The 12,237-nt window shown below is 69.6% G+C and carries 7 protein-coding genes; 3 read left to right on the top strand and 4 right to left on the bottom strand.

Annotated features, from left to right (window positions below; translation table 11 throughout):
* Positions 1 to 111: 111 nt before the first annotated feature.
* From JIX55_RS11320 to JIX55_RS11305, 4 genes are all read right to left on the bottom strand, one after another.
* Positions 112 to 1,728 carry a glycerol-3-phosphate dehydrogenase/oxidase gene (locus JIX55_RS11320; protein ID WP_257563171.1) on the bottom strand — a complete coding sequence of 539 codons (1,617 nt, stop codon included), beginning with the start codon at positions 1,726 to 1,728 and terminating at the stop codon, positions 112 to 114.
* 63 nt (positions 1,729 to 1,791) lie between these two features.
* Positions 1,792 to 3,330 (bottom strand): glycerol kinase GlpK, encoded by a 1,539-nt coding sequence (glpK, locus tag JIX55_RS11315; protein ID WP_257563170.1) that lies wholly within the window; start codon positions 3,328 to 3,330, stop codon positions 1,792 to 1,794.
* Positions 3,331 to 3,431: 101 nt separating this feature from the next.
* Entirely contained in the window at positions 3,432 to 4,232 is an 801-nt protein-coding gene (locus tag JIX55_RS11310) for an MIP/aquaporin family protein (protein WP_257563169.1), read from the bottom strand.
* Between the two features lie 281 nt (positions 4,233 to 4,513).
* Positions 4,514 to 5,278, bottom strand: a complete 765-nt coding sequence (locus tag JIX55_RS11305; RefSeq protein ID WP_257563168.1) for an IclR family transcriptional regulator — start codon at positions 5,276 to 5,278, stop codon at positions 4,514 to 4,516.
* A gap of 412 nt (positions 5,279 to 5,690) precedes the next feature.
* Here JIX55_RS11305 and metH point away from each other — a divergent pair, with 412 nt between their 5' ends.
* The 3 genes from metH to JIX55_RS11290 all read left to right on the top strand — a co-directional run bounded on the left by metH (position 5,691) and on the right by JIX55_RS11290 (position 12,154).
* Positions 5,691 to 9,218 (top strand): methionine synthase, encoded by a 3,528-nt coding sequence (gene metH / locus JIX55_RS11300; RefSeq protein WP_257563167.1) that lies wholly within the window; start codon positions 5,691 to 5,693, stop codon positions 9,216 to 9,218.
* A 220-nt stretch (positions 9,219 to 9,438) separates the two neighbouring features.
* On the top strand, positions 9,439 to 10,143 hold the full coding sequence (locus JIX55_RS11295; protein ID WP_257563166.1) for an HAD family hydrolase: 705 nt from the start codon (positions 9,439 to 9,441) through the stop codon (positions 10,141 to 10,143).
* A gap of 406 nt (positions 10,144 to 10,549) precedes the next feature.
* Positions 10,550 to 12,154 carry an ABC transporter substrate-binding protein gene (locus JIX55_RS11290; protein WP_257563165.1) on the top strand — a complete coding sequence of 535 codons (1,605 nt, stop codon included), beginning with the start codon at positions 10,550 to 10,552 and terminating at the stop codon, positions 12,152 to 12,154.
* Positions 12,155 to 12,237 lie beyond the last annotated feature (83 nt).

The following is a 12,237-nucleotide window of genomic DNA, read 5'->3' as shown; positions in this document are numbered from 1 at the left end:
CGATCCGACGGTATGCAGAAAGGGCGGCTCCACCGCCCAACGCGGTGTGGAGCCGCCCCTTCTGTGCGGTGCCGGCCCCGGTCAGGGAAAGGAGTCGGCACCGAGACCCGGTTACTCCTTGTCGAGCAGGTCCTGCACCTTCGCACGGACGTCGTCCGTCGCGAGCCCTCGTATCGTGAGCGTCGTCCGGCGGCGCAGCACGTCGTCGACCGTCTCGGCCCACTCGGTGTCGCGGGCGTAGACGACCTGCGCCCAGATCTCGGGGGCGTCGGGGTGGACGCGCTCGCCCAGCTCGGGGTTCTCGTTCGCGAGGCGGGCGATGTCGAAGGCCAGCGAACCGTAGTGCGTGGCCAGGTGCCGCGCGGTGTCGGCACCCATGCGGGGGCCGGGCGCCGGACGGTCGACGAGGAGCCGGTGGGCGACCGCGCGCGGGTTGGCGACACCCGGCAGCGGCAGCCTCTTCGGCAGGGTGGAGACCGGCTCGAAGTCCTCGCCCAGCGGCTGCCCCGGCAGCGCCTCCAGCTTCTTCATGATCGTGCGGCCGATGTGCCGGAAGGTCGTCCACTTGCCGCCCGCGACGGACAGCATGCCGCCGCGGCCCTCGGTGACGACCGTCTCGCGCTTGGCCTTCGCGGTGTCGCCGGGCCCGCCCGGCAGCACCCGCAGACCGGCGAAGGCGTACGTGATCAGGTCACGGTCGAGCTGCTGGTCCCGGATCGAGAACGCGGCCTCGTCCAGGATCTGGGATATGTCCTTGTCGTTGACCGCGACGTCCGCCGGGTCGCCCTCGTACACCTCGTCGGTCGTGCCGAGCAGCAGCATGTCCTCCCAGGGGAGGGCGAAGGTGATGCGGTACTTGTCGATCGGGGTGGCGAGCGCGGCCTTCCACGGAGACGTCCGCTTCAGCACCAGGTGCGCGCCCTTGGACAGGCGGATGGACGGGGCAGCGTTCGGGTTCTCCATCGTGCGCAGGTGGTCGACCCACGGGCCGGTCGCGTTGAGCACCAGCCGGGCGCCGACACCGAACTCGTCGCCGGAGAGCCGGTCGCGCAGCTCGGCACCGGTCACCCGGCCCCTGGTGAAGCGCAGCCCCGTGACCTCGGCGTGGTTGAGGACGACAGCACCGGACTCGACGGCCGCGCGGACCGTCATCAGCGCCATCCGGGAGTCGTTCATCTGGTCGTCGCCGTACACGGCCACGGCCTTGAGGTTGTCGGTGCGCAGCTCGGGTACGTCCTGCGCGGCCTTGGCGGGGGACAGCAGGTGGCCGACGCCGTCACCGAAGGCGGAGAGCGCGGAGTAGGCGAAGACGCCCGCCCCGAGCTTCGCCGCGCCGTGCGGCCCGCCCTTGTACACGGGGAGGTAGAACGTGAGCGGATTCGCCAGGTGGGGGGCCACCTGGCGGGAGACCGCACGGCGCTCGAAGTGGTTCTCCGCCACCAGCTTCACCGCGCCGGTCTGCAGATAGCGCAGACCGCCGTGGAGCAGCTTGGAGGAGGCGGAGGAGGTGGCGCCGGCGAAGTCGCCGGCGTCGACCAGCGCCACCCTGAGCCCGGACTGCGCGGCGTGCCAGGCGGTGGAGATGCCCAGGATGCCGCCGCCGATCACGAGAAGGTCGTACGACGCCTTGGAGAGCTGCTCCCGGGTCTCCGCCCGGCTCGGGTTCGAGCCGGACGCCGGGCGCGTCCCCAGGGCAGGCAGGGTCTGCAGGGTGGACTGACTGGTCATGTCGGGTTCTTACTCCTCATCAGAGCGTGGGTCGGAGCCTTCGCCGGCTCGTCTCAGCTCTCGTCAGTTCTCGTCCTCGAGCCAGCCCATGGTCCGCTCGACGGCCTTGAGCCAGCTCTTGTACTCACGGTCGCGGATGTCCGCGTCCATGCGGGGGGTCCACTCGGCGGCCCGCCGCCAGTTGGCGCGCAGGTCGTCGGTGTTGGTCCAGAAGCCGACGGCGAGGCCGGCGGCGTAGGCGGCGCCGAGGCAGGTGGTCTCGGCGACCATCGGGCGCACCACGGGGGCGTCCAGGAAGTCCGAGAGGGTCTGCATCAGCAGGTTGTTGGAGGTCATGCCGCCGTCGACCTTGAGGGCCGCGAGCTCGACGCCCGAGTCCTTGGTCATGGCGTCCGTGATCTCACGGGTCTGCCAGGCGGTGGCCTCCAGGACGGCACGCGCGAGGTGCGCCTTGGTGACGTACCGGGTGAGACCGGCGATCACACCGCGGGCGTCGGAGCGCCAGTACGGGGCGAACAGACCGGAGAAGGCCGGCACGAAGTAGGCCCCGCCGTTGTCCTCGACCGAGAGCGCGAGCGTCTCGATCTCGGCGGCGGTGGAGATGAGCCCCATCTGGTCGCGCATCCACTGCACCAGCGAACCGGTGACGGCGATCGAGCCCTCCAGCGCGTACACCGGCTTCTGGTCGCCGATCCGGTAGCCGACCGTGGTCAGCAGACCGCTGTACGAGTTGATGATCTTCTCGCCGGTGTTCATCAGCATGAACGTGCCGGTGCCGTACGTGGACTTGGCCTCGCCCTCGGCGAAACAGGTCTGGCCGAACAGGGCCGCCTGCTGGTCGCCGAGCGCGGACGCGACCGGGATGCCGCCGAGCAGGTCACCGAGTTTGCCGCCGGTGATCTCGCCGTACACCTCCGCGGAGGAGCGGATCTCCGGGAGCATCGACAGCGGGACACCGATGGACTCGGCGATCTTCTCGTCCCACTCCAGGGTGTGCAGGTTCATCAGGAGGGTGCGGGAGGCGTTGGTGACGTCGGTGACGTGGTGGCCGCCGTCGACACCGCCGGTGAGGTTCCAGATGACCCAGCTGTCCATGGTGCCGAAGAGGATGTCGCCGGCCTCGGCGCGCTCGCGCAGGCCCTCGACGTTGTCCAGCAGCCAGCGGGCCTTCGGGCCGGCGAAGTACGAGGCCAGCGGCAGGCCGGTCTCGCGGCGGAAGCGGTCCTGCCCGACGTTGCGGCCGAGCTCCCTGCAGAGCGCGTCGGTGCGGGTGTCCTGCCAGACGATGGCGTTGTGGACGGGCTCGCCGGTGTTCTTGTCCCAGAGCAGCGTGGTCTCGCGCTGGTTGGTGATGCCGATGGCCTTGATGTCGTCGCGGGTGATACCGGCCTTCTCGATGGCCCCGGCGACGACCTCCTGGACGTTCGTCCAGATCTCGGTGGCGTTGTGCTCGACCCAGCCCGGCTTCGGGAAGATCTGCTCGTGCTCCTTCTGGTCGACGGAGACGATGCGTCCGTCGCGGTCGAAGACGATGCAGCGGCTGGAGGTGGTGCCCTGGTCGATGGCTGCGATGAAGGGGCCGGCGGTGTGGGCGTCGGTCACGGTGTGCTCCTGAAAGTTCACTGGTCAAAGGGCTGTACGTACGGCGCGTGCTGAGCGTTTCGCGAAATCACGGGGTTCCGGAAGACAGCGGCTCGGTGCTCTTAAGCAAATGCGACGTTGTAGATGCCTGCAGCGATGGCGGCGCCGATCAGGGGACCGGCCACCGGGATCCAGGCGTAGCCCCAGTCGGAGCCGCCCTTGTTGGGCAGGGGCAGAAGGGCGTGGACGATACGCGGACCGAGGTCACGGGCCGGGTTGATCGCGTAACCGGTCGGGCCGCCGAGGGACAGACCGATGGAGACCACGACGAGCGCGGTGATCAGGGCGCCGAGGGTGCCGAGACCCTTGCCCTCGCCGTTCAGGCCCTGGGTGAGGACCGCCAGGACCAGGACCACGGTGCCGATGACCTCGGTGGCGATGTTCTGCACCGCGTTCCGGATCTCGGGGCCGGTGGAGAAGACGCCGAGCACGGGGCCGGCGCCGGCCTCCCGGGCCTCGACGGACTTGGCCTTGGTGGTCTCCGCGCCCGGACCGCCGACGATCTCCTTGTCGGTGAGGTGTGCGTGGAACTGGCCGTAGTAGGCGACCCAGACCAGGGCGGCGCCGATCATCGCGCCGAGCACCTGACCCGCCCAGTAGACGGGCACCTGGCTCCACTCGATGCCGTTCTCCTTCAGCGCGAGCGCGAGGGTCACGGCCGGGTTCAGATGGGCGCCGGAGAGCGGCGCCGAGGTGTAGACGGCCGTCAGAACGGCAAAACCCCACCCGAAGGCGATGGCGAGCCAACCGGCGTTACGGGCCTTGGAGGCCTTCAGCGTGACGGCGGCGCACACGCCGCCACCGAGCAGGATGAGTATGGCGGTACCGATGGTCTCGCCGATGAAGATGTCGGAGCTGGACACCCGCGACTCCTTTGTCCTTCGTCCAGGGGAAAGAGTTCGGCCCTTGGCGTCGTCACACTCTAGCGCGTATTTGCCGGTAGGTGTTCGACAATGCCGACCGATGGACGGGAGTCTTGCTGCGGCGCGAGTGGCTAGTCAAGGGTCCCGTTGTCGAAAACGCGATCGTTATTGATCGAACCGGCTCATCGATCTTGAGGTGACTGCTCAGGGTGCGCACGGCGAAGGCCGGGACACTCCGTGGTGTCCCGGCCTTCGGGGGGGCGGGTGGGGTTCCGCGGCGGTCAGAACCGCGCGGCTCCCAGGTCCCGCGACACCGCGCGGGCGCAGTCCCGTACGGCTGCGATCAGCTCGGGGCGCAGTTCGCCCTCGCGGCACAGGCGCTCCACGGCGCCGGTGATGCCGACCGCGCCGACGGGCATGCGCCGCCGGTCGTGGATGGGGGCGGCGATGGACGCGACGCCCTCCCAGGTCTCCTCCACGTCGGCCGCGTACCCGCGCGCGCGGGTGATGTCCAGGACGCCCTCGAAGTCGTCCGGCGCGCAGACGGTCCGGTCGGTGAACGCCTTGCGCTCGCCCTCCAGGACCTCGCTGTGCGCCACGGGGTCGTACGCGGCGAGGACCTTGCCCAGGGCCGTCGAGTGCAAGGGCTGCATGGCCCCGATCTCCAGGACCTGCCGGCTGTCGTCGGGCCGGAAGACGTGATGCACGATCAGCACGCCCTGCTGGTGCAGCACCCCCAGATGGACGCTCTCACCGCTCGAACGGGCCAGGTCGTCGGTCCACACCAGGGCGCGCGCCCGCAGCTCGTGGACGTCGAGATAGGTGGTGCCGAGCCGCAGCAGCTCGGCCCCCAGCTGGTAGCGCCCGGAGGCGTCGTCCTGCTCGACGAAGCCCTCCTGCTGGAGCGTGCGCAGTATGCCGTGGGCGGTGCCCTTGGCGAGGCCCAGCGACGAGGCGATGTCGGACAGGCCGAGCCGTCGCTCGCCGCCCGCGAGCAGCCGCAGCATCGCGGCCGCCCGTTCGAGCGACTGGATGTTCCGTGCCATCGCCGTTCTGCCTCCGTCCCCTTCGAGTGCCGTACGTCTGAACTTCCAACGTTCGGCAATGCCGAACACTACCGGTCGTTGCCGACCTCTCGCCAATGGCCGCCAACAGCTTTTCGGCCACGCCCGCAGCGCGGTGACTTTCCCGTGCCCGTGCGGTGCCCGTCCCGTGTCCGTCAGGAGTCCCTTGGGTGATCGTGTGATCGCGGGGTGTCCGCACGGCGCCGGTCCGCTGTCCGTCGTTCGTCCGTCGTTCGTTCGTCGTCGGAGTAAACCGCACCCGGCCGGGTACGCCACGCCCGTCCGTCTCGTGGACGCCCCTGACCATCCGAGGCGCTCCGGGCTACCCTTGCCGCGTGCGCCTTCCACGAGAAGCCGCAAAGCCGACAGCCGTCGCACTCCAGGGAGCAGCTCCATGGCCTCGTTGCCGAACCCGTCCCCTTCGTCCACCGCCGCAGGCCGGGCCCGAGCCGACGCACTGCGCGAGGCCCTCGCCACCCGGGTGGTGGTGGCCGACGGCGCGATGGGCACGATGCTCCAGGCCCAGGACCCGACCCTGGAGGACTTCCAACAGCTGGAGGGCTGCAACGAGGTCCTGAACGTGACCCGCCCGGACATCGTCCGCTCCGTGCACACCGCGTACTTCGACGCGGGTGTCGACTGCGTCGAGACCAACACCTTCGGGGCGAACCTCACCGCCCTCGGCGAGTACGACATTCCCGAGCGCACCGCCGAGCTGTCGGAGGCCGGTGCCCGCATCGCCCGCGAGACGGCCGACGAGTTCGCCGCCCGCGACGGCCGTCAGCGCTGGGTACTGGGCTCGATCGGCCCGGGCACCAAGCTGCCCACCCTCGGCCACACCACCTTCACCGCCATCCGTGACGCGTACCAGCAGAACGCCGAGGGCCTCCTCGCGGGCGGCGCCGACGCGCTGCTGGTGGAGACCACCCAGGATCTGCTGCAGACCAAGGCCTCCGTCCTCGCCGCCCGCCGGGCCATGCGGACGGCCGGATACGACGTCCCGCTCATCGTGTCGGTGACCGTGGAGACGACCGGCACCATGCTGCTCGGCTCCGAGATCGGCGCCGCGCTGACCGCGCTGGAGCCCCTCGGCATCGACATGATCGGCCTGAACTGCGCGACCGGGCCCGCCGAGATGAGCGAGCACCTGCGCTACCTGGCCCGGCACTCCCGCATCCAGCTGTCCTGCATGCCCAACGCGGGCCTGCCGGTACTCACCAAGGACGGCGCGCACTACCCGCTCACCGAGCCGGAACTCGCCGACGCCCAGGAGAACTTCGTCCGCGAGTACGGTCTCTCCCTCATCGGCGGCTGCTGCGGCACCACCCCCGAGCACCTGCGCCAGGTCGTCGAGCGCGTCCGGGACCTCACGCCCACCGAGCGCGACCCGCGCCCCGAGCCCGGCGCCGCCTCCCTCTACCAGACGGTCCCGTTCCGCCAGGACACCTCGTACATGGCCATCGGCGAGCGCACGAACGCCAACGGCTCGAAGAAGTTCCGCGAGGCCATGCTGGAGGGCCGCTGGGACGACTGTGTGGAGATGGCCCGTGACCAGATCCGCGAGGGCGCCCACATGCTCGACCTCTGTGTCGACTACGTGGGCCGCGACGGCGTGGCCGACATGGCCGAACTCGCCGGCCGCTTCGCCACCGCCTCCACACTCCCGATCGTCCTCGACTCCACCGAAGTGCCCGTCATCCGGGCCGGGTTGGAGAAGCTCGGCGGCCGCGCGGTCATCAACTCCGTCAACTACGAGGACGGCGACGGCCCCGAGTCCCGCTTCGCCAAGGTCACCGAGCTGGCGCGGGAGCACGGCGCCGCGCTGATCGCGCTGACCATCGACGAGGAGGGCCAGGCCCGCACTCCGGAGAAGAAGGTCGAGATCGCCGAACGGCTGATCGACGACCTGACCGGCAACTGGGGCATCCACGAGTCGGACATCCTCATCGACACCCTGACCTTCACCATCTGCACCGGTCAGGAGGAGTCCCGCAAGGACGGCATCGCCACGATCGAGGCGATCCGTGAGCTGAAGCGCCGCCGCCCGGACGTCCAGACCACCCTCGGCCTGTCGAACATCTCCTTCGGTCTCAACCCGGCCGCCCGCATCCTCCTCAACTCCGTCTTCCTGGACGAGTGCGTGAGGGCGGGCCTCGACTCGGCGATCGTGCACGCGTCGAAGATCCTGCCGATCGCCCGCTTCAGCGAGGAGGAGGTCCAGACCGCCCTCGACCTCATCCACGACCGCCGCGCCGAGGGCTACGACCCCCTCCAGAAGCTGATGCAGCTCTTCGAGGGCGCCACCGCCAAGTCACTCAAGGCCGGCAAAGCCGAGGAACTGGCCGCCCTCCCGCTGGAGGAACGCCTCAAGCGCCGCATCATCGACGGCGAGAAGAACGGCCTCGAAGCGGACCTCGACGCGGCCCTCCAGGACCGCCCCGCCCTCGACATCGTCAACGAGACCCTCCTGGACGGCATGAAGGTCGTCGGCGAGCTGTTCGGCTCCGGCCAGATGCAGCTGCCGTTCGTGCTCCAGTCCGCCGAGGTCATGAAGACCGCGGTGGCCTATCTGGAACCGCACATGGAGAAGACCGACGACGAGGGCAAGGGCACCATCGTGCTGGCCACCGTGCGCGGCGACGTGCACGACATCGGCAAGAACCTCGTGGACATCATCCTGTCCAACAACGGCTACACCGTGGTCAACCTCGGCATCAAGCAGCCCGTCTCCGCGATCCTGGAGGCCGCCGCCGAGCACCGCGCCGACGTCATCGGCATGTCGGGCCTGCTGGTCAAGTCCACGGTGATCATGAAGGAGAACCTGGAGGAGCTCAACCAGCGCAAGCTGGCCGCCGACTACCCGGTGATCCTCGGCGGCGCCGCCCTCACCAGGGCGTACGTCGAGCAGGACCTGCACGAGATCTACGAGGGCGAGGTCCGCTACGCCCGCGACGCCTTCGAGGGCCTGCGCCTCATGGACGCCCTCATCGGCGTCAAGCGCGGCGTGCCCGGCGCGAAGCTGCCCGAGCTGAAGCAGCGCCGGGTACGGGCGACGGCCGCGACCACCGAGGTCGAGGAGCGCCCCGAGGAGGGCCACGTCCGTTCCGACGTCGCCACCGACAACCCCGTCCCCACGCCGCCGTTCCGGGGCACCCGCGTCATCAAGGGCATCCAGCTCAAGGAGTACGCGACCTGGCTCGACGAGGGCGCCCTCTTCAAGGGGCAGTGGGGGCTCAAGCAGGCCCGCACCGGCGACGGCCCGACGTACGAGGAGCTCGTGGAGACCGAGGGCCGGCCCCGGCTGCGCGGCCTGCTGGACAAGCTCCAGACCGAGAACCTGCTCGAAGCGGCCGTCGTCTACGGCTACTTCCCGTGCGTGTCCAAGGACGACGACCTGATCATCCTCGACGACGACGGCAACGAGCGGACCCGGTTCTCCTTCCCGCGCCAGCGCCGCGGCCGTCGGCTGTGCCTGGCCGACTTCTTCCGCCCGGAGGAGTCCGGCGAGACCGATGTCGTCGGCCTTCAGGTCGTCACCGTCGGCTCCCGCATCGGCGAGGAGACCGCCAAGCTCTTCGAGTCCAACTCCTACCGCGACTACCTCGAACTCCACGGCCTGTCCGTGCAGTTGGCCGAGGCGCTCGCCGAGTACTGGCACGCCCGCGTCCGTTCCGAGCTGGGCTTCGCCGGAGAGGACCCGGCCGTGATCGAGGACATGTTCGCCCTCAAGTACCGGGGCGCCCGCTTCTCCCTCGGCTACGGCGCCTGCCCCAACCTGGAGGACCGCGCCAAGATCGCGGAGCTGCTGGAACCCGAGCGGATCGGCGTCCAGCTCTCCGAGGAGTTCCAGCTCCACCCCGAGCAGTCCACGGACGCGATCGTGATCCACCACCCCGAGGCGAAGTACTTCAACGCGCGATAGCGCTCCTCTTGCAGGCCGGGCGGTACCCGTGGGCTTGTTGCGGCTGGTCGCGCCCACGCGGCGGAACCGCACGTCGAATACGGCCCCGTGCCCCCTGCGGGGCGCGGTGCGGCACAACCGAAAGGCACTTCCCCGCGCGGCGTCGTACACTGGTCGGTCCACCGCAGGCCGGTTCCCCATCCGGGAACCGGCCTGCTCGTCCCACAAGGAGGTGCGCCGGATGACCACGACGATCCCCGCGCTAGGAACCCGTACGGCCGAAGGCTCCGCCCTGCAGGCCGTGCTCCTCGACATGGACGGCACCCTGGTGGACACCGAGGGCTTCTGGTGGGACGTGGAGGTCGAGATCTTCGCCGGCCTCGGTCACACCCTCGACGACACCTGGCGCCATGTCGTGGTCGGCGGCCCCATGAGCCGCAGCGCGGGCTTCCTCATCGAGGCCACCGGCGCCGACATCACCCTCGCCGAACTGTCCGTGCTGCTGAACGACGGCTTCGAGGCCCGTATCGGGCACGCGCTGCCGCTGATGCCCGGCGCCTCAAGACTCCTCGCCGAGCTCGCCACGCACAGTGTCCCCACGGCCCTGGTCTCCGCCTCGCACCGGCGCATCATCGACCGCGTCCTGACCTCCCTCGGCCCCCAGCACTTCGCGCTGACCGTCGCGGGCGACGAGGTGGAGCGGACCAAGCCGTTCCCCGACCCGTACCTCCTGGCGGCCTCCGGCCTCGGCGCGGACCCGGCCAGGTGCGCGGTCATCGAGGACACGGCGACCGGCGTGGCCGCCGCCGAGGCCGCCGGCTGCCACGTGGTCGCCGTCCCGTCCGTGGCACCCATCGCCCCCGCAGCCCGGCGCACCGTCGTGACCTCGCTGGAAGAGGTCGACCTGCCATTTCTGCGCGGCTTGATGGCGACCACGAGCAATTGAAAGTGCAAGAAATTCCAAGATCGTCCAAAGGGTGCGGTCCGGGAAATTCAGCCGGATCGCAATGACGGAATTCCCGCGCCCGGAAACCCCTTTCCCGCTGTGACGTTTGCCACTCGAAAGGGGTTCCGGGGTGGTCTTCGGGCGCTTTCGATCCCCGCTGCCAGGGGCGCCCGACGTGCCTTTGTGTCCCGATTGGTGACGGCTGCGCCCAAACATTCCGTGCGTACTACACCGTTTGTGTCCGCGCCCGGTTCCACAGCGTGATGGGCACTCAACTCCGGTGTGTACGGGCTCCTCTGACGGTGCGGGCTAATCTCGACGCGAGAACATCGCCGTACTTCCCGTGACGCGCTCGCACCACCCCGCCGGCACCCGTCTCGGACCACAGCTCTGGAGAAACGCGAGCATGAACCGCAAGACCTTGGTGCTGCCGGCCGTGATCGGTCTGCTCACCCCGGTACTCGCCGCCTGTGCTGCCACCGACAGCGCGGGCGGCAGCGGTGACGCGATCGTCGTCGGCATCACCGACCGGTTCACCGCCTCGAAGGAGGCCCCGGCCCCGATCGACCCGGCCTACGCCTACGACGTCGGCACCTGGAACATCCTCCGCCAGACCGTCCAGACCCTGCTGGTCCAGCCCCGCGGCGACGGCGAACCGGAACCCGAGGCCGCCTCCAGCTGTGCCTTCACCGACAGCGGCAACGAGCGCTACGCCTGCAAACTGCGCGACGACCTGAAGTTCGCCGACGGCGACCCGGTCACCGCCGCGGACGTCAAGTTCTCCATCGACCGAGCCCGCTCCCTCAAGGCCGACAGCGGTGTCTTCGCCCTGCTGTCCACCATCGACCTCGTCGAGACCAAGGGCGACAACGAGGTGATCTTCCACCTCAACAGCCCCGACGCGACCCTCCCGTACAAGCTGTCCACCCCGGTCGCCGGCATCGTCAACCCGGCCGACTACGACAAGGGCAAGCTGCGCGACGGCTTCGAGGTCGACGGCTCCGGCCCGTACACCCTGGACGCCGAGGTCGAGAACGACGAGCTGGTCATGGCCGTCTTCACCAAGAACCCCCACTACAAGGGCCAGTTGGACCCGAAGAACGACAAGGTCGAGCTGCGCTCCTTCGCGAGCGCGGATGCCATGGGCGCCGCGCTCCAGGACGGCGACATCGACCTGATGACCCGGTCGATGACGCCGGATCAGATCGCCAAGCTCTCCGAGGCCGACGACAGCGACATCGACGTGATCGAGTCCGCCGGCCTGGAGATCCGTTTCCTCGCCTTCAACACCGACGCCTTCCCGGTGAAGAGCACGGCCGTCCGCCGGGCCATGGCCTGGGTCATCGACCGCGGCGAACTCGTCTCCAAGGTGTACGGCTCCCAGGCCGAACCCCTCTTCTCGCTGGTCCCGGCCGGCATCACCGGTCACTCCAACTCGTTCTTCAACAAGTACGGCGACCCGGACGTCACCAAGGCCAGGTCGGCCCTGGAGACGGCCGGCGTCACCGCCCCGGTGAAGCTGACCCTCCATTACACGACCGACCACTACGGCACGGCCACGAAGAAGGAGTTCGAGCTGCTGAAGAAGCAGCTCGACGACAGCGGCCTGTTCGACGTGACCATCAAGGGCACGCCCTGGTCGACGTTCCGCCCCGCCGAGCAGGAGGGCGAGTACGCGGTCTACGGCATGGGCTGGTTCCCGGACTTCCCCGACGCCGACAACTACCTCGCGCCCTTCCTCGACAAGGACAACTTCCTCGGCTCGCCGTACGCGAACAGCGAGATCCGCGGCAAGCTGCTGCCGGAGTCCCGCCGCGAGGCCGACCGCCTCACCGCCTCGGAGAGCCTCACCGGCATCCAGGACATCGTCGCCGACGACGTGCCGATCCTGCCGCTGTGGCAGGGCAACCAGTACGTCGCCGTCCGCGACGACATCACCGGCGCCGAATACGCCCTCAACGCCGCCTCGACGCTCCAGCTCTGGGAGCTGGGCCGCGGCCGGGCCAACTGACCGGACCTCACCCCCGCCCCGGGCGAGGCCGACCGGCCTCGGGGGACCCCGGAGCGCACCCGCAATGCACCCGACGACACAAG

Origin of the sequence: Streptomyces sp. DSM 40750 (assembly GCF_024612035.1) — a bacterium.
In the GTDB taxonomy this organism is placed as follows: Bacteria; Actinomycetota; Actinomycetes; order Streptomycetales; family Streptomycetaceae; genus Streptomyces.
This window is presented reverse-complemented; position numbering and strand designations above follow the sequence as displayed.

Bases quoted from the DNA above. Each gene is read 5' to 3' on its own strand.
- JIX55_RS11305 (WP_257563168.1), bottom strand. From the start codon at position 5,278: ATGGCACGGAACATCCAGTCGCTCGAACGGGCGGCCGCGATGCTGCGG.
- JIX55_RS11295 (WP_257563166.1), top strand. From the start codon at position 9,439: ATGACCACGACGATCCCCGCGCTAGGAACCCGTACGGCCGAAGGCTCC.
- JIX55_RS11290 (WP_257563165.1), top strand. From the start codon at position 10,550: ATGAACCGCAAGACCTTGGTGCTGCCGGCCGTGATCGGTCTGCTCACC.
- JIX55_RS11320 (WP_257563171.1), bottom strand. From the start codon at position 1,728: ATGACCAGTCAGTCCACCCTGCAGACCCTGCCTGCCCTGGGGACGCGC.
- metH (WP_257563167.1), top strand. From the start codon at position 5,691: ATGGCCTCGTTGCCGAACCCGTCCCCTTCGTCCACCGCCGCAGGCCGG.